Source organism: Streptomyces sp. NPDC051913, from assembly GCF_044593635.1.
Taxonomy (GTDB): Bacteria; Actinomycetota; Actinomycetes; order Streptomycetales; family Streptomycetaceae; genus Streptomyces.
The window spans coordinates 98561-119320 of sequence record NZ_JBIUCI010000023.1 but is presented as its reverse complement, the minus strand read 5'-3'; the positions used below and the strand labels follow the sequence as shown (position 1 = coordinate 119320).

The 20760-nt window shown below is 71.7% G+C and carries 18 protein-coding genes; 10 read left to right on the top strand and 8 right to left on the bottom strand.

All coding sequences use genetic code 11. The features are described from left to right. Positions 1 to 7: 7 nt before the first annotated feature. Positions 8 to 1411, bottom strand: coding sequence for an HtaA domain-containing protein (locus tag ACIHIX_RS42405; protein ID WP_399965917.1), 1404 nt, complete (start codon positions 1409 to 1411; stop codon positions 8 to 10). Positions 1412 to 1556: 145 nt separating this feature from the next. Here ACIHIX_RS42405 and ACIHIX_RS42400 point away from each other — a divergent pair, with 145 nt between their 5' ends. The 7 genes from ACIHIX_RS42400 to ACIHIX_RS42370 all read left to right on the top strand — a co-directional run bounded on the left by ACIHIX_RS42400 (position 1557) and on the right by ACIHIX_RS42370 (position 9092). Further along, positions 1557 to 2543 (top strand): hemin ABC transporter substrate-binding protein, encoded by a 987-nt coding sequence (locus tag ACIHIX_RS42400; RefSeq protein WP_399965916.1) that lies wholly within the window; start codon positions 1557 to 1559, stop codon positions 2541 to 2543. After that, positions 2540 to 3634, top strand: coding sequence for a FecCD family ABC transporter permease (locus ACIHIX_RS42395; protein WP_399965915.1), 1095 nt, complete (start codon positions 2540 to 2542; stop codon positions 3632 to 3634). The genes ACIHIX_RS42400 and ACIHIX_RS42395 overlap by 4 nt, the downstream gene beginning before the upstream one ends. A 185-nt stretch (positions 3635 to 3819) precedes the next feature. Beyond that, complete coding sequence (locus tag ACIHIX_RS42390; protein WP_399965914.1) at positions 3820 to 4641, top strand: heme ABC transporter ATP-binding protein; 822 nt, start codon at positions 3820 to 3822, stop codon at positions 4639 to 4641. Between the two features lie 208 nt (positions 4642 to 4849). Further along, on the top strand, positions 4850 to 6004 hold the full coding sequence (gene efeO, locus ACIHIX_RS42385) for an iron uptake system protein EfeO (protein ID WP_399965913.1): 1155 nt from the start codon (positions 4850 to 4852) through the stop codon (positions 6002 to 6004). Positions 6005 to 6016: 12 nt separating this feature from the next. Then, positions 6017 to 7249 carry an iron uptake transporter deferrochelatase/peroxidase subunit gene (gene efeB / locus ACIHIX_RS42380; RefSeq protein WP_399965912.1) on the top strand — a complete coding sequence of 411 codons (1233 nt, stop codon included), beginning with the start codon at positions 6017 to 6019 and terminating at the stop codon, positions 7247 to 7249. A 6-nt stretch (positions 7250 to 7255) separates the two neighbouring features. Next, positions 7256 to 8128, top strand: a complete 873-nt coding sequence (efeU, locus tag ACIHIX_RS42375; protein ID WP_399965911.1) for an iron uptake transporter permease EfeU — start codon at positions 7256 to 7258, stop codon at positions 8126 to 8128. Beyond that, positions 8088 to 9092, top strand: coding sequence for a hypothetical protein (locus ACIHIX_RS42370; RefSeq protein ID WP_399965910.1), 1005 nt, complete (start codon positions 8088 to 8090; stop codon positions 9090 to 9092). The genes efeU and ACIHIX_RS42370 overlap by 41 nt, the downstream gene beginning before the upstream one ends. Before the next feature lie 12 nt (positions 9093 to 9104). Here ACIHIX_RS42370 and ACIHIX_RS42365 read toward each other — a convergent pair whose 3' ends face one another. The 6 genes from ACIHIX_RS42365 to ACIHIX_RS42340 form a co-directional block, all read right to left on the bottom strand. Then, entirely contained in the window at positions 9105 to 9839 is a 735-nt protein-coding gene (locus tag ACIHIX_RS42365; protein ID WP_399965909.1) for a bifunctional DNA primase/polymerase, read from the bottom strand. A 229-nt stretch (positions 9840 to 10068) separates the two neighbouring features. Next, positions 10069 to 10698, bottom strand: a complete 630-nt coding sequence (locus tag ACIHIX_RS42360; protein ID WP_399965908.1) for a TetR/AcrR family transcriptional regulator — start codon at positions 10696 to 10698, stop codon at positions 10069 to 10071. A gap of 45 nt (positions 10699 to 10743) precedes the next feature. Beyond that, positions 10744 to 11577, bottom strand: a complete 834-nt coding sequence (locus ACIHIX_RS42355; RefSeq protein ID WP_399965907.1) for a ricin-type beta-trefoil lectin domain protein — start codon at positions 11575 to 11577, stop codon at positions 10744 to 10746. 151 nt (positions 11578 to 11728) lie between these two features. Further along, positions 11729 to 12724: a small ribosomal subunit Rsm22 family protein gene (locus ACIHIX_RS42350; protein ID WP_399965906.1), complete on the bottom strand. Its 996-nt coding sequence runs from the start codon at positions 12722 to 12724 to the stop codon at positions 11729 to 11731. Between the two features lie 52 nt (positions 12725 to 12776). Further along, positions 12777 to 13952, bottom strand: coding sequence for a serine hydrolase domain-containing protein (locus tag ACIHIX_RS42345; protein WP_399965905.1), 1176 nt, complete (start codon positions 13950 to 13952; stop codon positions 12777 to 12779). Further along, a complete protein-coding gene (locus tag ACIHIX_RS42340) occupies positions 13904 to 15199 on the bottom strand; it encodes a multidrug effflux MFS transporter (protein ID WP_399965904.1) in 1296 nt (431 codons plus the stop codon). Before ACIHIX_RS42340 ends, ACIHIX_RS42345 begins: the two co-directional genes overlap by 49 nt. A 107-nt stretch (positions 15200 to 15306) precedes the next feature. On the opposite strand from ACIHIX_RS42340, the gene ACIHIX_RS42335 reads away from it, so the two are divergent. Next, positions 15307 to 16329: a Gfo/Idh/MocA family protein gene (locus ACIHIX_RS42335; protein ID WP_399965903.1), complete on the top strand. Its 1023-nt coding sequence runs from the start codon at positions 15307 to 15309 to the stop codon at positions 16327 to 16329. Here the strand turns inward: ACIHIX_RS42335 and ACIHIX_RS42330 are convergent. Next, positions 16316 to 17959, bottom strand: coding sequence for an alkaline phosphatase D family protein (locus tag ACIHIX_RS42330; RefSeq protein ID WP_399965902.1), 1644 nt, complete (start codon positions 17957 to 17959; stop codon positions 16316 to 16318). The two genes, ACIHIX_RS42335 and ACIHIX_RS42330, sit on opposite strands and share 14 nt — an antisense overlap. A gap of 132 nt (positions 17960 to 18091) precedes the next feature. Here ACIHIX_RS42330 and ACIHIX_RS42325 point away from each other — a divergent pair, with 132 nt between their 5' ends. After that, entirely contained in the window at positions 18092 to 18850 is a 759-nt protein-coding gene (locus tag ACIHIX_RS42325) for an SDR family oxidoreductase (protein ID WP_399965901.1), read from the top strand. A gap of 380 nt (positions 18851 to 19230) precedes the next feature. Further along, positions 19231 to 20703, top strand: coding sequence for an ABC transporter permease (locus ACIHIX_RS42320; protein ID WP_399965900.1), 1473 nt, complete (start codon positions 19231 to 19233; stop codon positions 20701 to 20703). Positions 20704 to 20760: the final 57 nt, after the last annotated feature.

Below are 20760 nucleotides of genomic sequence, written 5' to 3'. Positions count from 1 at the left end.
AGGGGGGTCAGTCGTCCTGTGCGGCGGAGGCCGCGGCCCGCGTACGGCGCCTGCGGAGCACCGCGAACGCCCCGGCCGCCAGCAGCAGCGAACCCGCCGCGAGGCCGATCGGCAGCGCCGCGCCCGTGCCGTCGTCGGACGACGTGCTCGCGACGGGCTCGGTGGAGGTGTCCGGCGACTTCGCGGCCGGGCTCGCACTCTGCGTGGGGGTGCTGCCGAGGTCGGGCAGGGCGGGGAGCCGGGCGGAGTCGGTGAGGGCGACGGCCAGGGACACGGGGTCCATGGCGGTGCCCGCCCGGTACATGCCGGCGAAGGCCTTGGCGCCCCGCTCCGTGAGCTTCGCGGGGGCCTCGGTGACCGTCACCAGACCTTCCTTCGCCTTGAGGCCCTTCGCGGTGAAGGTGACGAGGGGGACCCTTTCACCGGTGAAGTCGGCGGTCACCACATCCGCGTACAGCGTGCCCTCGCCGTCCCCGGCGACGGTGGCCCGGACATCGCTCAGCCTCAGGTCGAGGCCGTGGGCGCCGGTGAAGCGGACGGTGCCCTTGAAGGTCGCCGTCAGGGCGCCGTCGGCGAACGTGCCGTCCCCGCCGGGGAAGCGGAAGAACGCTCCGCCGTCCTGGGCGCCGGCCAACAGGGTCCACTCGCCCTGGGCGATGTCGCCGGTGACGTACTCGCGGAAGGTGCGACGCACCCCCCAGTCGACGGCGCCGTCCTCGATGCCGTCGCTGTCCGACGTCTCCTTCGGGGTAGGGGACTTGGAGGCACTCGGAGTCGGCGACCCGGTGACCGCCGCCCGCACGTCCGCCGACAGGCTCACCGGGTCCAGTGCGGTGCCGGCCGTGTAGTAGCCCGCGAAGGACCGGGCGCCCTGCGAAGTGAGCGTGGCCGGAAGGTTGTTGAGGACGACCGCGGTGCCGCCGCCCCGCATGTCGATGCCGCCGAGGGCGAGGGAGGCGAAGGGCACCTGGCGGGACGTCGTGACCGTCCCGGTGCCCTTCGCCTTGCTGGTGACGTCCAGGTAGAGGGTCCCGGTGGAGCCCGTGACGCGGACGGTGGGGCGGCTGAGGGTGAGGTCGAGCTGGTAGGTGCCGGCGTCCGTCTTGTGGCCGGTGAAGCGGACGCCGCCGGAGAAGGCGGCGGTGAAGGCGCCGGTGTCGCCGTCGTAGGTGCCGGTCGCCGAGTGGAAGCGGAAGGCCCCGCCGCCGACCGTGGCCGCACCGCCGGTCAGGGAGTAACTCCCCTGGGCGACGGGCCCGGTGACATAGCTCTGGAAGGAGGATTTGACGCCCCAGTCGAGGCGGCCGCCCTGCACGGTGCGGCTCGCGGCGTGCGCGGTGGCCGCCGGGAGCGCGGCGCCCAGGACGGCCACGCAGACCGCGGCGACCAGGGCACGGAGACGTGCGGGCATGGGGGTCCTCCGGATACGACTGCCGGTAGCGAACAAAGGTAAGGCTAACCTAAGCTCCAATGGCCGGGAACAACAGGTTTCCGCCGGTCGGATCGATGACACCGAAGAAACGGACGGACCCGTGCGACGACGCTTGCGCACACGAATGACGGGCGCACTGCTGACGGTGCTCGCCCTCACGACGGCGACGGGCTGCGGAGGCGGGGCCCCGGCATCGGCGCCCTCCGCCGAGGCGACGACGACCGCCAACCGGGTCGAGCCCCTCACCGGCGCGCCCACCCCGGAACTCCCCGTCACCGTGACCTCCGCCGACGGCGGGAAGGTGACCGTCGAGCGGGCCGAGCGGATCGTGCCGCTCTCCGGCAGCCTCAGCGAGATCGTGTTCACCCTCGGCCTCGGCGACCGGGTCGCCGCCCGCGACATCACGGCCACCTTCGCGCAGGCGTCGAAGCTGCCGGTCGTCACCCGCGGCCATGACGTGTCGGCCGAGAGCGTGCTGTCGCTGAAGCCCGATCTGGTGCTAGCCGAGACCACCACCGGTCCGGAGGAGGCGATGGACCAGATCCGCGCCGCGGGTGTCCCGGTGCTCGTGGTCGACCCGGCCGGCGGTCTCGACGATGTCGGCACGCGCATCCGGGCGGTGGCCGACGCGCTCGGCGTACCGAAGGCCGGCGAGCGGCTGACATCCCGCTCCGAGCGGCGCATCACCGCCGCGAGCAGGCGAGTTCCGCATACCGGAGAGAAGCCCCGGGTCGCCTTCCTCTACCTCCGCGGCTCCGCCTCCGTCTATCTGATCGGCGGCAAGGGCTCCGGCGCGACCTCGCTCATCGAGGCGGCCGGAGGGATCGACGCGGGGGCCGAGTCGGGCCTGACGAAGGACTTCACCGCCCTCACCAGCGAGGCGCTCGTGAAGGCCGCACCGGACGCGATTCTCGTCATGGCCAAGGGACTTGAGTCGGTGGGCGGCCTCGACGGACTGGTGGGGATCCCCGGCGTCGCCCAGACCCCGGCCGGGATGGACCGCAGGGTCGTCTCGGTCGAGGACGGGGTGCTCCTCAACTACGGGCCGCGCACCGACCAGGTGCTGAAGTCGGTCGTGCGGCAGCTGTACGCGAAGGACGGTGGGGCGTGACCGTACTGGAGAAGGCCACGCCCCGGGGCGGGGCGACCTCGCCCGAGGCGCCGGCGCGAAGTCGCCCCTCGGCCTCCTGGCTGCTGACCGTCGGCCTGGTCGTCGCCCTGCTCGTTCTCGTGCCGGTCGCGGCGGGGGTCGGGGCGTATCCGATCCCGGTGGGTGACGTACTGGGTTCGGTGCTGCATCGAGTCGGTCCGGGTGGCCGGGAGTTGGACCGGGTCGCCGAGTCCGTGCTGTGGAACGTACGGTTCCCCCGCATCGTGCTCGCGCTGCTCGTCGGGGCCTCGCTGGGGTGTGCGGGGGCGCTGATGCAGGGCGTGTTCGGCAATCCGCTCGCCGAGCCGGGGGTCATCGGCGTCTCCTCGGGGGCGGCGGTGGGAGCGGTCGCGGCGATCGCGTTCGGCGTGAACTTCCTGGGGACCTGGACGGTTTCGGTGTTCGCGTTCGTGGCGGGGCTCGGCACGGTGCTGCTGGTGTACGCCATGTCGCGGTCCGGCGGGCGGACCGAGGTGGTCACGCTGATCCTCACCGGGATCGCGGTGAACGCGTTCGCGGGGGCGGTGATCGGGTTGTTCCTGTTCTACGCCGACACCGCCGCCGTCAACCAGATCACGTTCTGGCAGCTGGGGTCGCTGGCGCAGGCGACGTGGCCGAAGGTGCTCGCGGTGCTGCCGTGTGCGGTGCTCGGGCTGGCGGTGGCGCCCTGGTACGCCCGGCGACTGGATCTGCTGTCGCTCGGGGAACGTCCGGCCCGGCATCTGGGGGTGGACGTGGAGCGGTTGCGGGTGGTGCTGGTACTGGTCATCGCGTTGCTGACGGCTGCGGCGGTGAGCGTGGCCGGGATCATCGGCTTCGTGGGGCTCGTGGTGCCGCATCTGCTGCGGATGGCCGCCGGGCCGGGGCATCGGTTTCTGGTGCCGGGGAGTGCGCTGTTGGGGGCGCTCGTGTTGTTGGGGGCGGACCTCGCGGCCCGCACGGTGGCTGCGCCCGCGGAGTTGCCGTTGGGTGTGTTGACGGCGTTGCTGGGGAGTCCGTTCTTCTTCTGGCTGCTGCGGAGGACTCGGCGGCGGCAAGGGGGGTGGGCGTAGTGGGTTGTGTGTCGTGTGCGGGTAGTGGGGGCTGGTCGCGCCCACGCGGCGGTGGCCGCACATCCGGCACAGCCCCGCGCCCCTTGGGTACGTCACCTCGCCGTGCCCTCACCAGCTCAGCCCCTCATCAGCGGTGAAGAGGACTTCCTCACCCTCCCCGACCCCTCCCCCAAGGAACCCCGCCCATGAGACTCCTCCGCCCTCGTCCCACCCCTCCCTCCCCCGCCTCCCCCGGTGACGTCCTCGCCGAAGTCGGCGCCCTTCACGTCCGTCTCGGCTCCCGTACCGTCCTCCAGGGCATCGACCTCACCGTCCGCGCCGGTGAGGTGCTCGCGCTCGTCGGGCCCAACGGCGCCGGCAAGTCCACGCTTCTCTCCGCCCTCGCCGCCGACATCCCGGCCGCCGAAGGGGTCGTACGCATGCACGGCCGTCCGGCGAGCGAGTGGTCCGCCCCCGATCTCGCCCTGCGCCGGGCCGTCCTCCCCCAGTCCGCCGCGCTCTCCTTCCCCTTCTCCGTCGAGGACGTCGTCCGGATGGGGCGGGCTCCCTGGGCCGGTGTCGATCCCGAGGGCGACGACACCGCCGTGGCACAGGCCATGCGGCAGACGGACACCACCGCCTTCGCACCACGCCCCTTCTCCGCGCTGAGCGGCGGTGAGCGGGCCCGGGTCGCGCTCGCTCGGGTGCTGGCGCAGCGTGCGCCGCTCGTGCTGCTCGACGAACCGACCGCCGCGCTCGATCTGCGGCATCAGGAGCTGGTGCTGAGGGTGTGCCGGGAGCGGGCGCGGGCCGGGGACGCCGTCGTCGTCGTACTGCACGATCTGGGGCTCGCGGCGGCGTACGCGCACCGGGTCGCGATCCTGTGCGCCGGGCGGCTCGTGGCGGACGGGCCGCCGCGGGAGGTGTTCGAGGAGGGGCTGTTGTCGGAGGTGTACCAGCAGCCGGTGGAAGTGCTTCCGCATCCGCGGACGGGGGCGCTGCTCGTCGCCCCGGCCCGGAATCTGTGATTCACCTTTGATGCTTCTTGAGACGTTCTTGGGGTCCGTTTTAAGTCACCGTGATCGGCTCGTGCCCTTACACCGTCTATGAGAGGTGAATCACGGCACGACCGGGTATCACGCAGGTAAGCCTCGGTTAAGTTAGGGCAGCCTCACCAATCCGTGTGAGCGCTGTCACGTGATTTTTCGGCCACCCACGCCACCCACGGGAGCCTGCATGCGAGCCGTCCGCCTGTCCGCCGTCACCGCCACCGCCACCGTGGCGGCTCTGACCGCCCTCACCGGATGCACCGAGAAGGGCGGCGACGCGAGCGGCGACCGGGTGATCAACGTGACCGCCACCGACAGCAAGTGCGAGGTGTCGACCAAGGAGTTCCCGGCCGGGCACGTCGAGCTCGCCATCGAGAACAAGGGCTCCAAGGTCACCGAGGTCTACCTCCTCTTCCCCGACGACCGGATCGTCACCGAGCGGGAGAACATCGGCGCCGGCACCAAGCAGCGGGTCACCGCCGAGGTGAAGGCCGGTGACTACACCATCGCCTGCAAGCCCGGCATGAAGGGCGACGGCATCCGCCAGGACGTCAAAGCCACCGGCGGCACCGCCGCCAAGCGCGACCCGCGCCTCGACAAGGCCGTCGCCGCCTACCGCACCTATGTGCAGGAGCAGGCGGACGCGACCCTGCCGCTCGCCGAGACCTTCGCCAAGGCGGTCAAGGACGGGGATCTGAAGGCGGCTCAGAAGGCGTACGCCCCCTCCCGTATCGGCTGGGAGCGCACCGAGCCCGTCGCCGAGTCCTTCGGTGACATCGACCCCAAGGTCGACGTCCGCGAGGACGGCCTGGAGGACGGCCAGGACCCGGCCACCGACTGGACCGGCTGGCACCGGCTGGAGAAGTCCCTCTGGAAGGACAAGAAGCTCACCGACCGCGACTCGGAGCTCGCCGACCAGCTGATCACCGATCTGACCGACTGGCAGAAGCGGGTCGGCAAGGCGGACATCACCCCGACCTCCATGGCCAACGGCGCCAAGGAGCTCCTCGACGAGGTCGCCACCGGCAAGGTCACCGGCGAGGAGGAGCGCTACTCGCACACCGACCTCGTCGACTTCAAGGCCAATGTCGAGGGCGCGCAGAAGTCGTACGAGCTGCTGAAGGCCGTGGCCAAGGAGAACGACCCGGCCCTGGTCAGCGAGCTCGACAAGCAGTTCGCCGCGCTGAACACGCTGCTGGACAAGTACCGGGCGGACAAGACGTCGTACGACTTCACCTCGTACGACAAGGTCGGCGACGCCGACCGCAAGGAGCTGTCGGACGCGGTCAACGCGCTCGCGGAGCCGCTGTCCAAGCTCGCCGCCGCCGTGGTCTCGAAGTAGGGGGACACCACCATGACGGAATCTCCTTCTCGCCGTTCACTCATCGGCTGGGGCGGCGCCGGGCTCGCGCTCGGTGCCGTCGCGGCCGGTGGCGCGGTCGCGATGACCCGTGGCGACGACGTCGACACCGTGGCTGCCGAGACGGGCGCCGCGGTCGACTTCCACGGTGCCCATCAGGCCGGGATCTCCACGCCGGTGCAGGACCGGCTGCATTTCGCCGCGTTCGACGTACAGACCGAGGACCGCGCCGAGTTCGTGCGGATGCTGAAGGACTGGACGGCCGCCGCCCGCCGGATGACCGGTGGACAGGCCGTCGGCGAGGGGGCCTTCGGCGGGCTGGCCGAGGCGCCGCCGGACGACACCGGGGAGGCCGTGGGGCTCAAGCCGTCGCGGCTGACCCTCACCATCGGCTTCGGTCCCTCCCTCTTCCAGAAGTTCGGGCTGGCCGACCAACAGCCCGACGGGCTGGTCGAGTTGCCGCACTTCGCCGGGGACGCCCTGGACAAGAACCGCAGCGGCGGCGATCTGTGCGTGCAGGCCTGCGCGGACGATCCGCAGGTCGCCGTGCACGCGATCCGCAACCTCGCCCGGATCGGCTTCGGCAAGGTCGTCATCAAGTGGTCGCAGCTCGGCTTCGGCAAGACGTCCTCCACGACGCCCGAGGAGCAGACCCCGCGCAACCTCATGGGGTTCAAGGACGGCACCCGCAACATCGCGGGCACCGAGACGGACCGGCTGAAGAAGTTCGTGTGGGTCGACGAGAAGGCGGGGCCCGACTGGATGGCCGGCGGGTCCTATCTCGTCGCCCGGCGCATCCGGATGCACATCGAGACCTGGGACCGCACCCCCTTGCAGGAGCAGGAGGACATCTTCGGCCGGGACAAGGGCGAGGGCGCCCCGGTCGGCAAGGCCAAGGAGCGTGACGAGCCGTTCCTGAAGGCGATGAAACCGGACGCGCACGTCCGGCTCGCGCACCCGACGTCCAACCACGGGGCGACGATCCTGCGCCGCGGCTACTCCTTCACCGACGGCACGGACGGCCTCGGCCGCCTGGAGGCCGGGCTGTTCTTCCTGGCGTACATGCGGGACGTCAGGGAAGGGTTCATCCGCATCCAGCGCAACCTGGCCACGGACGCCCTCAACGAGTACATCCAGCACGTGGGTTCGGCCGTCTTCGCCGTCCCGCCCGGCGTCCGGGACAAGGACGACTGGTGGGGCCGGACGCTGTTCTCCAAGGAGGCGTGAGCGACCGTGTTCTCCAACTATCTGATCGGTCTGCGTGAGGGCCTGGAGGCCTCTCTCGTCGTCTGCATCCTCATCGCCTATCTGGTGAAGACGGGCCGCAGGGACGCGCTGAAGCCCATCTGGATCGGCATCGGCGTCGCGGTCGCCCTCGCGCTCGGCTTCGGCTGCGCGCTCGAATTCGGCTCCCAGGAGCTGACGTTCGAGGCACAGGAGGCGCTCGGCGGCTCCCTGTCGATCATCGCGGTCGGCCTCGTGACATGGATGGTCTTCTGGATGCGGCGCACCGCCCGGCACCTGAAGTCCGAGCTGCACGGCAAGCTGGACGCGGCCCTTCAGATGGGCACCGGCGCACTGGTCGCCACCGCGTTCCTCGCCGTCGGCCGGGAGGGCCTGGAGACGTCCCTGTTCGTGTGGACGTCGGTGCGCGCGGCCGGTGACGGCACCCCGCGCCCGGTGATCGGCGCCGGGCTCGGCATCGCCACGGCGGTCGTGCTGGGCTGGCTGTTCTACCGGGGCGCGCTGAAGATCAACCTCGCCAAGTTCTTCACCTGGACCGGCGGCATGCTGGTCGTGGTGGCGGCGGGCGTGCTGGCGTACGGCTTCCACGACCTCCAGGAGGCCGGCTGGGTGCCGGGACTGACGAACCGGGCCTTCGACATCAGCGACACCATCCCGCCGGACAGCTGGTACGGCACCCTGCTCAAGGGCGTCCTCAACTTCCAGCCGGACCCGACGGTCCTCCAGGTCACGGTGTGGCTGCTGTACCTGATCCCGACGCTCGCGCTGTTCCTCGCCCCGGTAGGGTTCGCCTCCGGGAAGGGGAAGGTGAAGGTACCCGATGAGCAGGGATCGCAGCCCTCGAAGGCTTCGCAGTCTTGACCGCAAGGCGCTGATAGCGGCCTCGGTGACCGCTTTGTCGCTGACGGCGAGCGGATGCGTGGTGGTGCACGGGGAACGCGAGGTACTCCCCGCCACCACCAAGGCCGAGGCCGCGAAGGCACTTCAGGAGTTCACGACCGCGTACAACAACGCGGACAGCGCGTACGACAGTTCACTGGACGCGGACCGGGTCACCGGGCCCCTCGGTGACATCGACGCGGCCCGGCTGAAGGCCGGTTCGGTGACCAGCCCGGACGGAAACCCGGCCCACACGCCGCTGAAGCTGTCCGACGTGAAGTACACGATCACCGAGAAGGCGGGCTGGCCACGCTGGTTCGTCGCCGACGCCGCCGCCAACAAGGGCGGCGCCGCGCGCTGGCTGTTCGTGTTCACCCGCAACGGTCTCGACGAGCCGTTCCAGGCGGCGTATCTGACGCTCGTCGCCCCGGACGCCGTACCGGAGTTCAAGACGGACGAGGACGGCCGGGCCGAGGCCGTCCCCGTGAACTCCACCGAACTGGCCGTCGCGCCCGAGGACTTGAGCCAGGACTACGCCACCTATCTGAAGGACGGCAAGGGCGGGGTCTTCGCGGACGGCGCGCACACGAGCGGGTGGCGCGCCGAGCGCCAGAAGCAGGCCAAGAAGCCCGGCCTGGTCCGGCAGTACATCGACGAGCCGCTGACGAGCGGCGCGTACGCCCCGCTGGCGCTGCGCACGAAGGACGGCGGCGCCGCGGTGTTCTTCACCACGCGGCACTACGAGAAGCAGACCGCCGCGCCCGGCACCTCGGTGCCCACGCAGACCGCGGCCGTGCAGGCGCTGACGACCGGAGAGGTCAAGCAGTCGCTGACGCTGGAGACCATCTCCAACGAGCTCGCCCTGGACCCGCCGAGGAACGCGGACGGCGGACGGGTGGCGGTGCTGGGCCGCATCCAGGGTCTGACGGCCGGCAAGGGCGAATAGCCCCGGGGGGTCTCAGCCGCGCAGGGGCCAGGCCGTGGAGACGTGGTCGGGCTCCGCGCCGGCGTAGCGGGCGCAGGCGTCGGTGAGGACTTCCAGCAGGCTCAGCGGGTCGGGCAGCGGGTGTTCGAGGCCGCGGACCCAGTGCACGTCCTGCCCGTCACCGGGCAGTCGCGCGGGCGGTACGAGGACGTAGGACCCCCGGCAGTGCCAGCGCAGTCCGGGATGCTCGTCCGCCGTCTCGGGGTGGCAGTCCAGCTCGCAGGGCCACCACTCGTCCTCGTCCTCGGGGGTGCCGCGGGTGAGGGTGAAGAAGAGGAGGCGGCCGTCGCTGCTCTCGGCGACCGGGCCGACCTCGATACCGGAGGCGAGCAGCCGCTCCATGGCCTCCAGACCGGCGTCCAGGGGGACGTCCAGGACGTCGTGGACCATGCCGGTGGCGGTGATGAAGTTGGCCTGCGGCTGGTGCCGGGCCCAGCGCTCGATCTGGCCGCGGTCGGTGGTGGACTGGGTCTGCCACGCGAAGGAGACGGGGTGCCGGGCGGGGGTCGGACAGCCGACCCGGTCACAGGAACAGCGGTAGCCGGGAGCCGGATGCGCGGCGGGAGCGAGGGGGAGCCCCGCCTCGACGGCGGCCACCAGCAGGGCCTCACGACCGCTGTCGTCAGCGGCCTCCTTGGGGCGGCGTCCGCGCAGCCACTGGGTGAGTTTGCCCTGAAGGCCGGTCCGGCCGCCGAACTCCTGGCTCATCTATCCCCTCGCCTCGCTGTGGTGCGGTCAGCATGCCCTATGGTCCCACCATCCTGCGCTCCGGGGGGCCGGAGCCGACAACCGGGGTAGGTGGGACAGGGCGTACCGGGGGTATGGATCGCGCGCCATGGCCCGCTTTGCCGGGATTTAGCCCCCTGTCGCGCCGGTGGTTGTCGTCCTGGTCACAGGGATCGCGCCGGCGACGGGTCCGCTGCCGCGGCTCGGGGGCTCAGCGGGGTGCGAGGCCGTGGAGGGCGTAGTCGACGAGGGTGTCGGTGTACTCGTACGAGATGGGCGCGGTGTGCTGGAGCCAGCGCTGGGCGAGGGGCGAGACGAACAGTTCGAGGGCGATGCGCGGGTCGACCTCGGGACGGACCTGGCCCGCGGCCTGCGCGGCCCGCAGCCGCTCGACGTACAGCTGGAGCGACGGTTCGAGGAGCTTGGCGACGAACTCCCGGCCGAGCTCCTCGTTGACGAGGCCCTCGGCGGCCAGCGCGCGGGACGGCGTCTCGAAGCGGGGGTCCTGGAGCTCGTCGACGGTGGCCCGCAGGACCGCCTTGAGGTCGGCGGCGACATCGCCGGTGTCGGGGATGGCGTACGGCTCCTGCCCCGCCGCCTCGGCCGCCTGGCCGCTGAGATCGAGGAAGGCCTCCAGCAGGACGTCCGCCTTCGACGTCCACCAGCGGTAGATCGTCTGCTTGCCGACGCCGGCGCGGGCCGCGATGCCCTCGATGGTGGTCCTGGGGTAGCCGACCTCGCCGACCAGCGCGAGGGCGGCGTCGTAGATGGCCCGGCGGGACCGCGCGCTGCGGCGGCTGGAGTCGGGCTGCTGGGGGGCGGGGGCGGGCTGGTTGGGCATGGGGCGACGGTACCAGGGAGGTGAGACGGAACGTCTCGCCGAGCGCTAGAGCGCGGTCGTCCTCCACTGCTGCTGCGGCACGCCCTCGCAGGTCCACAGCTGCACGCGTGTCCCGTCCGTCGTGCCCGGCCCCTTGATGTCGAGGCAGTAGCCGTCCGGCCCGTGGAACTCCTCCCCCACCCGCCGCCACCGCTGCCCTGCGCCGCCGTCGCAGGGACGCATCTCCACCGGGGTGGCGTCCGCGGCCACGCCCGCCGCGGTGAGGCAGTTGTCGCCGTAGCCGACGAGGGTGCCGTCCGTGCCGTATCGCCACTCCATCTCGGCGACGCGTTCGCAGTGCCAGATCTGTACCGGGGTGCCGGGGTCCGTCAGCGGTCCGTAGACGTCCAGGCACATACCGGACCACGGGGCCTCGGCGCCCTGGATGCGGATCCTGGCCGGGCTGGAGCGGGGAGCGTTGTCGTGGCCGGTGGGGGTGTCGGCGGACGTCGCCGCCGGTGCCCCTCCGGGCGTCTCGTCCGGCGCCTTGTCGGGGGTTCGCTCCGGTATGGACGAGGAATGCCGGGTGACGGGCGACGACTCGTCCGCCGGGGGTGCGGTCTGCGGTGGGGTGGACGTCGGCGGGGTCGTCGTGGACGGGGTGGACGGCATGGCGGAGCGGGCGACGGCGGCGCGGTCGTCCTCGGCGCCGACCGGGTGGCCGCCGGTGTCGTCCAGGTGCGCCAGTGTCCCGAAGAAGACCGCGATGGAGATGGCCACGACTGCGAGGAGGATCTTGACGATCTGCTGGGTGGCGGTGCCGGTGCGCCTGACGACGACGATCAGCAGGCCGGACACGACGGCTGTACCGCCGGTGATGACGAGCGCCAGGACGAGCACGGGTACCTCCGAAGGAGCCGTCCCCGGTCCGCCCCGAGTCCCCCACAGCCCCTCACTCCCGCTTCAACGTGCCGGTGGCACGGGGCGGTTCCGCGCGGGGAGGGGCGTGCGGAGGTGTTCGTACGGGGAGGTGTGCGCCAGTGCGACCGCCTCAGTCCTGATCCGGCTCCGGCGGCCAGGCGTCTCCCCATTCGGCGTCGCGGGCCGCCTTGTAGAGGTCACCGTGGCGTTTGGTGACCGTCGTCCGGGTCAGGCGCTCGTCCGTCTCGCAGAGGTCGAGCAGGACCTGGCCCTTGCGGATCTGCGGGCGCCGGACGATGCGGGCGGGCGCCGGGGTGACGGGGAAGCGGGTGGCGGCGACGTAGCTGAACTTCTCGTCCTCGTAGGCGAGGGAGCCGCCCTTGACCTTGCGGTGGAGGGAGGAGCGGCTGACCCGGGCCGAGAAGTGGCACCAGTCCTCGCCGGGGACGATCGGGCAGCGCGCGCTGTGCGGGCAGGGGGCGGCGATGTGGAAGCCGGCGGCGATGAGCCGGTCCCTGGCCTCGATCACGCGCGCGTAGCCGGCCGGGGTGCCGGCCTCGACGATCACCACGGCCTGTGCGGCGGTCGCGGCGGCGTCGACCAGGGCGGTGCGGTCGGCGGGGGTGAGTTCGTTGAGGACGTAGGAGACGGTGACGAGATCAGTGCTCTCGATGGTGAGCGCCGCTCCGATGCGAGAGCGCTGCCACTTCGCCGCGCCGAGTACCGGGTTGGCGGCGGCGATCTCCCGGCCCAGGGCCAGCGCGGGCTCGGCCCAGTCCAGCACGGTGACCGGGCGGGCACCGTCCCAGGTGGCGGTGACGGCCCAGGTCGCGGCGCCGGTGCCGCCGCCGACGTCGACATGGCTGTGCGGCGCCCACTGCGGGGTCGCGGCCGCGAACTCCTCCAACGCCGACCGCACCGCCTCGAAGGTCGCGGGCATCCGGTAGGCGGCGTACGCGGCGACGTCCGCGCGGTCGCGGAGGATGGGGGCGTCGGTCGGGGTCGCCCCGCGGTAGGTGGCGATCAGCCGCTCCACGGCCTGTGCGGCCTGTCTGGGCGGGAGACCGTCGAGGAGGCCGGCCAGTGCGGTGCGGAGGGTCTCGGCCGGGGGTACGGGGGCGTTCACCCGGTGATTCTATGGGCGCGGCGCGCAGGCGCGGACCTGCCCGCCGGCGCGCTCACTTCTCCCTGACCGCCCGTGCCACCCGCGTCGCCGCGTTCGCCCTCGGCCCGTTCACCGCCGGGCGGCGTCTGGGGTGGACCGTGTTCGCCAGGAGGACCAGGAACGTGTCCGTGGCCCGGTCCAGGACCAGGGACGTGCCCGTGAAGCCGGTGTGGCCCGCGGCGCCCCGGCCCGACAGTTCGCCCATGAACCACGGCTGGTCCAGGGCGAAGCCGAGGCCCGGTGGGGTCAGCAGCAGCTCCACGAAGTCGGGGCCCAGGATGCGGGCGGGGCCGTAGGAGCCGCCGGCCAGGATCGTGCGGCAGAACACCGCGAGGTCGCGGGCCGTGGAGAAGAGGCCCGCGTGGCCGGCGACGCCGCCCAGGGCCCAGGCGTTCTCGTCGTGGACGACGCCCCGCAGCATCCCCCGGTCCGCCTTGGCCCACGGCCGGCGCTGGTCCTCCGTGGCCGCCGCTCCGGGGCAGGGGCCGAACGCGGTGGACGTCATGCCGAGGGGGCGGGTGATGCCCTCGTGGATCAGCACGTCCAGGGCGCGGCCCGTGATGCGTTCGAGGACGTGGTGCAGCAGCAGGAGGTTGAGGTCGGAGTAGCAGTACGTGCCCGGCACCCCGATCGGGCGTTCCCGCTGGAGTGCCCTCAGGCGTGCCGGGTCGTCCGGGTGCTCGTACAGCGGGAGTTCGGGGCGCAGGCCCGAGGTGTGGGTGAGCAGCTGGCGGACGGTGATGTCGTGTTCGGCCGCCGCCCGGAAGTCGGGGAGGTACGCGCCGACCCTGGCGTCGATGCCGAGCGTGCCGCGTTCGATCTGCTGGATCGCGGCGACCGCCGTGAACAGCTTGGTGAGGGAGGCGAGGTCGAAGGGGGTGTCCGTGGTCATCGGGACGCGGGTCCTGCGCGGCAGCTCCACGCCCGTGTCCGTCCTCGGGTCGTAGGACGCGTACCGGACCGCCCAGCCCGTCGCCTCCTCCACGGCGACGACCGGACCCCGGCCGGCCACCACGACCGCGCCCGCCGCCCAGGGGCGTTCGCCGGTGGTGAGTGCGTGGACGTCCTGGACGAGGAGCCGCAGTTCCTCGGGGTCCAGTCCGGCCCGCTCCGGTGTGTCGCTGCGCAGTTTCGGCGCGCTCAGCTCTCCGCTCCCTCCACACTCGCACGTCTGTTCCAAGGACGGCACATTCCCATGAAACAGGTAAGCGCTACCAGTGAAGCCGACAACTGGACGACCGCCATCGGAACGGCCGTGTCCTCCCCGGCCACCCCGACCAGCGGCGAGGCGACCGCCCCGACGAGGAAGGAGGACGTGCCGAGCAGGGCGGACGCGGAGCCCGCGGCGCGCTTGGTGCGCAGCAGGGCCAGCGACTGGGCGTTGGGCAGGGCCAGGCCCATGGCCGACATCAGGACGAAGAGGGCCGCCGCCACCGGGGCCAGGCCCACCTCGCCGAAGGCGCCGAGGGACATCAGCAGCAGTGCCGCCGCCGCGACCGTGACGATCGCGAGGCCGACGCCGAGCACCTTCTCCAGGCTGACCCGGCCGACCAGCAGCTTGCCGTTGATCTGGCCCACGGCCACCAGGCCGACGGAGTTGACGCCGAAGAGCAGGCTGAAGGTCTGCGGGGAGGCGCCGTAGATCTCCTGGATCACGAACGGCGAGGCCGATATGTAGGCGAACAGCGCGGCGAAGGCGAAGCCGCCGGTGAGCATGTAACCGGCGAAGGGCAGGTCGGCGAGGAGCGCCCGCATCGAACGCAGGGCCTCGCCGACGCCGCCGACGTGCCGCGCCTCCACGGGGAGCGTCTCCGGGAGCCGCGCCCAGACCAGCCCGGCGAGCAGCAGTCCGATGACCGTCAGGACGACGAACACGCCCCGCCAGTCGGTCACGCGCAGGATCTGGCCGCCGATGACCGGCGCCACGATCGGGGCGACCCCGCCGATCAGCATGAGGGTGGAGAAGAAGCGGGCCATGGCGTCACCGTCGTAGAGGTCGCGCACGACGGCCCGGGCGATGACGATCCCGGCCGCGCCCGCGAGGCCCTGGGTCAGCCGGAAGGCGACCAGTGTCTCGACGTTCGGGGCGAGGGCGCACAGGGCGGTGGCGAGGACGTACACGACCAGGCCGGCGAGGAGCGGGCGGCGGCGGCCCCAGCGGTCGCTCATCGGGCCGACCACCAGCTGTCCGAGGGCCATGCCGGCGAGGCAGGCGGTGAGGGTGAGCTGGACGGTCGCCGCGGGGGCGTGCAGGGACTCCGTGACCTCGGGCAGCGAGGGCAGGTACATGTCCATCGCCAGCGGGGGCGTGGCGGTCAGACCGCCGAGGACGAAGGTGACGAGCAGGCTGGTGCGGCGCACAGCAGGGGCGGCCGTCTCCGTCTCCGGTACGGCCGCCTCGTTGAGATCCGATGTCGATGCCCCGCGCTCGGGCATGCGCCCCTCCCTCTCCCGGTGACCCGCGTGGTCCGCCACCTATGCTCTCAGTTCGTACACAGTGGCAAGGGTCACGCGGACGAGCGCGAGCAGGGGCGGGCAGCGGAATGACGGAGAGAAACGTGCGCTGGGGCATTCTGGCGACGGGCGGGATCGCGGCGGCGTTCACGGCGGACCTGGTGGACCTGCCGGACGCGGAGGTCGTGGCGGTGGCCTCGCGCAGCGAGGAGTCGGCGAAGGCGTTCGCGGACCGGTTCGGGATCGAGCGGGCGTACGGCGAGTGGGGTGCGCTGGCCGAGGACGCGGACATCGATGTCGTGTACGTCGCCACTCCGCACTCGGCGCACCGGGCCGCCGCCGGTCTGTGTCTGGAGGCCGGGCGGAACGTGCTGTGCGAGAAGGCGTTCACGCTGAACGCGCGCGAGGCGGCGGAACTGGTCGCGCTGGCCAGGGACCGCGGGAGCTTCCTCATGGAGGCCATGTGGATGTACTGCAACCCGCTGGTGCGGCAGTTGAAGGCGCTGGTGGACGACGGCGCGATCGGTGAGGTGCGCAGTGTGCAGGCCGACTTCGGCCTGGCGGGCCCCTTTCCGCCCTCGCACCGGCTGCGCGACCCCGCACAGGGCGGCGGCTCGCTCCTCGACCTCGGGGTGTACCCGGTGTCGTTCGCTCAGCTGCTGCTCGGGGAGCCCTCGGACGTGGCAGCGAGAGCGGTGCTCTCCGACGAGGGCGTCGATCTCCAGACGGGTGCACTGCTCTCGTACGAGAGCGGCGCTCTCGCTTCGGTGCACTGCTCCATCATCGGCGGTACGGCGACCTCGGCGTCGGTCACCGGCAGCGAGGGCCGTATCGACGTGCCGTACGGCTTCTTCTTCCCGGACCATTTCGTGCTGCACCGGGACGGTCGTGACCCCGAGGAGTTCAAGGCGGACGCGGCGGCCGGTCCCCGCAACAGCCTCAAGCACGAGGCCGTCGAGGTCATGCGGGCCCTGCGGGCCGGCGAGACCGAGTCCCCGCTGGTCCCGCTCGACGGCACGCTGGCCGTGATGCGGACGATGGACGCGGTGCGGGAGCGGATCGGGGTGCGCTACCCGGGAGAGGTCGCCGGGGAGGCCGTCACGCCGGCGTGAACCCGTGGTTCCCCACCTCCGTCACGAGAGAGGTGGCCGTGACGATCGGCGCCCCGGGGGTGGTGACGTACGGCAGAGCCTTGAAGTCGGCGCGGGCGCCGGCCCCGTCGAGGGTGACGGTCGTGTAGCCGCGCCGGCCGTCGTAGAACTTCAGGTGCGGGTTGGCGGCCGTGTAGGTGGTCCAGTTCGAGGGTTTCTCCTCGCCGTCCTTGCCGCTGGTGACCGATGTGGCGACGACTTCGGTGCCGAGGGTGCGGGAGAACGGGTCGTCGAAGTCGTCCTTGATGTCGAAGGCGTACCCCCGGTGGAGGTCGCCGGTGAGCACCATCAGGTTCTCGATCCCGGCCGCCTCGGCGCCGTCGATGATGCGGCGGCGGGCGGCCGGGTAGCCGTCCCAGGCGTCCATGGAGACCGCGGCCACGGGGTTGAGGTCCAGTCGGCGCTGCGCGAAGCAGACCTGCTGGGGCACCACGTTCCACAGGGCCCGCGAGGTGCTCCAGCCGTCCAGGAGCCAGCGTTCCTGGGCCTCGCCGGTCATCGTCCGGGAGGGGTCCTCCGACTCCGGGCCGGGGACGTGCTTGGCGCCGCCGTAGGCCTGGTCGGAGCGGTACTGGCGGGTGTCGAGGACGTCGAACTGGGCCAGCGGGCCCCACTGGAGCCGTCGGTAGAGCTGCATGTCGGGGCCGACGGGCAGCTGCGCGAGGCGCAGCGGCTGGTTCTCCCAGTAGGCGCGGTAGGCGGCGGCGCGGCGCAGCAGGAACTGCTCCGGGGGGACGTCGTTCTCGGGGAAGGGACCGGCGTAGTTGTTCTCGGTCTCGTGGTCGTCGAAGGTGACCACGAAGGGGTGCCTGGCGTGGGCGGCCCGCAGATCCGCGTCGCTCTTGTAGAGGGCGTAACGCAGCCGGTAGTCCTCCAGCGTCTCGGCCTCGTGGTCGAAGAGGGCAGGAAGCGACCGGTCGGTGTAGTCGCGGGCGCCGCCCGCCGGGTCGACGGCGTACTCGTAGAGGTAGTCGCCGAGGTGGAGGACCAGGTCGACGTCGTCCTCGGCGAGGTGGCGGTAGGCCGTGAAGTAGCCGTCGTAGTAGGCCTGGCAGGAGACGGCGGCCAGGGTCATGGCGGACACCGGGCTGTCGGCGCCGGGCGCGGTGCGGGTGCGGCCGGTCTCGCTGAGCCAGTCGCCGACCCGGAAGCGGTAGTAGTGGACGCGGCCGGGTACCAGGCCCTCGGCCTCGACGTGCACGCTGTGGTGGAACTCCGGGTGCGCGACGGCCGTGCCCCTGGCGGCGACCGTCGCGAACGACTCGTCCTCGGCGATCTCCCAGTCGACGTCGACGCGCTCGGCCGGCAGTCCGCTGTCGGGCTGGAAGGGGGCGGGCGCCAGCCGGGTCCACAGGACGACCGAGCCGGGCAGCGGGTCCCCGGAGGCGACGCCGAGCGTGAAGGGGTAGTCGGTGATGCGTTTCGCCTTGAGTTCGGCGGCGGCCGCGGTCCCGGTCGCCGGCAGGTCCATGGCGAAGGCGAGGGCGGCGGCCGCGGTGGTCAGGCCCAGGAAGCGGCGGCGGCCGATGTGGCGGGCGGCGGCGCGCAGTTCACGGCTGCGCCCGGCCGGTCGGCCCGGTGTGATGGTCATTCATTCCTCCCGTCACAGTTGAGGGAAGGGAAAGGCGCGGGCCCGGCGCCGACACACGGTCACGGGGGTGGCAGCACCCGGATGGCGGACAGTGGCTTCCGTATCGCGGAGGCTCACCTACGCTGCGCGCTCATGGACACCAAAAACGTGAGGATCGCCGTGGTGACCGGAGCGGGCTCCGGGATCGGCCGCGCCGTCGCCGTGGAACTGCTGCGTACGGGCTGGTCGGTGGCGCTGGCGGGACGGCGGACCGAGACGCTTCAGGAGACGGCGGCACTCGCCCCCGAGGGCGCCGCTCTCGTCGTACGCACCGATGTGGCCCAGCCGGACGACGTGGCCGCACTGTTCGCCGCGACCGTGGACCGGTTCGGGCGGGTGGATCTGCTGTTCAACAACGCGGGGACGTTCGGGCCCGGTGGGGTGCCGGTGGAGGAACTGCCGTACGACGCCTGGCGGCACGTGGTGGACACCAACCTCAACGGGGCGTTCCTGTGCGCGCAGGCGGCGTACCGGCAGATGAAGGAGCAGGACCCGCAGGGCGGCCGGATCATCAACAACGGGTCCATCTCCGCCCACACCCCGCGCCCGCACTCCGTGGCCTACACGGCGACCAAGCACGCCCTGACCGGCCTCACCAAGTCCCTGTCCCTGGACGGGCGGCCGTACGGCATCGCGGTCGGGCAGATCGACATCGGCAACGCGGCCACCGACATGACCGCGCGGATGCAGACGGGTGCGTTGCAGGCCAACGGGGAGGTCGCGCCGGAGCCGGTGATGGACGTCGCCGACGTGGCGCGCACGGTGCGGCACATGGCGGAGCTGCCGCTCGCGGCGAACGTGCAGTTCGCGACGGTGCTGGCGACGGCGATGCCGTACGTGGGGCGCGGCTGAGCCCGACGGGCCCCACTGTCGGCTTCACAACATGCACAAACGGAATAGTTCACTCCGCTCCATTGCGGCCGGTGACGGACCTATGCTCAACTCATCTCCACAAGAGCTTCACAGTTGGAGCAGTGAGCTTCCGGTCCAAAACCGAGGGGGGAGACGGCAGCCGTTCCACCACGCCGGTTGGGGGTGGGCTCCGCGTGGGACCGCGGAGTGCACACCGGCGGGTGGAACGGCTGCCGTGCAGTTCGGGACGGTCCGCGGATTCTCAGCTCACGCACATCGCCTCTCAGGTCCCGCACATCCCTTACTCACGGCTGCTCAACATTTCGTCCCTAACTTGAGGCCGCGCCCACATGCGGGCGCCACGAACCTCGAGGAACGGGATGTTTGGCATCTATCTCAAGCGCGAGCTGGGCCGGCGCAAGAAGGCGGCTCTGGTCATCGCACTGGGTCTGGCGCTCGGTATCGCGCTGGTCATCACCGTCAACTCGGTGTCGGCCGGTATGACTCAGGCTCAGGACAAGGTCCTGAAGTCGCTGTACGGCCTCGGCACCGACATGACCGTCACCAAGGCCCGGTCGGCGCCGACCGGCAACAGCTCCGGCAGACCGAACTTCGAGTTCGACGCCAAGTCCAACGACAGCGACGAGACGCAGAGTTCGGACCGGGTCATGACCCAGGGCGGCCAGGCCCTCAAGGCCGCGCTGGTCGCGAAGGTCGCGAAGCAGGACGGCGTCGCGAACGCCGTCGGCGCGATCACCCTGAACGTCACCAAGGTCGACGGCTCCTTCACCCAGGGCAAGGCCCAGTCCACGACCGGCAGCAGCAGCCAGTCCCAGGGCCAGGGCGGCCCCGGTGGCGGCAGCGGCGGCAACAGCACGGCGGCGCCCCAGGTGCAGGGCGGCGGCGCCTCGTTCGACGTGAACTCCTACTCGGTCGCCGGCGTCGACGTCACCGACCAGACCCTCGGCCCGCTGGCCGGCATGGAGATCACCTCCGGCAAGACCTTCACGGCCGCGCAGACCAACGCGAAGGTCGTGGTGCTCAGCAAGTCGTACGCCAAGGAGAACAAGTACAAGGTCGGCAAGACCCTGAAGATCTCCGGCACCAAGTACACGATCATCGGCATCGCCACGGCCTCCAGCAGCGAGTCCACCACCGACGTCTACCTGCCGCTGAAGCAGGCCCAGACGCTTGCCGACGCCAAGAACCAGGTCACCACGATCTACGTCAAGGCGACCGACTCGAAGCAGATCGACACCGTCAAGGCGACCATCCAGAAGAACATCTCGGGTACCACGGTGACGACCTCCGCCGACCTCGCCGACACCGTCTCCGGCTCCCTGTCCACCGCCTCCAACCTGGCCACCAGCGTCGGCAAGTGGCTGTCGATCGCGGTGCTCGTCGCGGCCTTCCTGGTCGCCGCGCTGCTCACCTCCTCCGCCGTGTCCCGTCGGGTGCGTGAGTTCGGCACCCTGAAGGCCCTCGGCTGGCCGAGCCGCCGGGTGACCCGGCAGGTCGTCGGCGAGTCGATGGTCAACGGCCTCCTCGGCGGCGCCCTCGGCATCGGCCTGGGCCTCGCGGCGGCCTACGCGGTGACCGCGATCAGCCCGAAGCTGACCGCTCAGCTCGGCAGCACCGGCGGCGGCGGCATGGGCGGCGGCCCCGGCGGTGGCGGTCCCGGCCAGCAGTCTTCGCAGAACACCATGGAGATCGCCCTCTCCGCGCCCGTCTCGCTGACCACCATCGCGCTCGCGGTCGGCCTCGCGGTGACCGGCGGTCTGATCGCCGGCGCCATGGGCGGCTGGCGCGCCTCCCGGATGCGGCCGGCCGACGCGCTGCGCAGCGTCTCCTGACCCCTCATGAGCTGGGGCGCCGCGTCCGTTCCCCCCGGGTCGCGGCGCCCCGTCCCC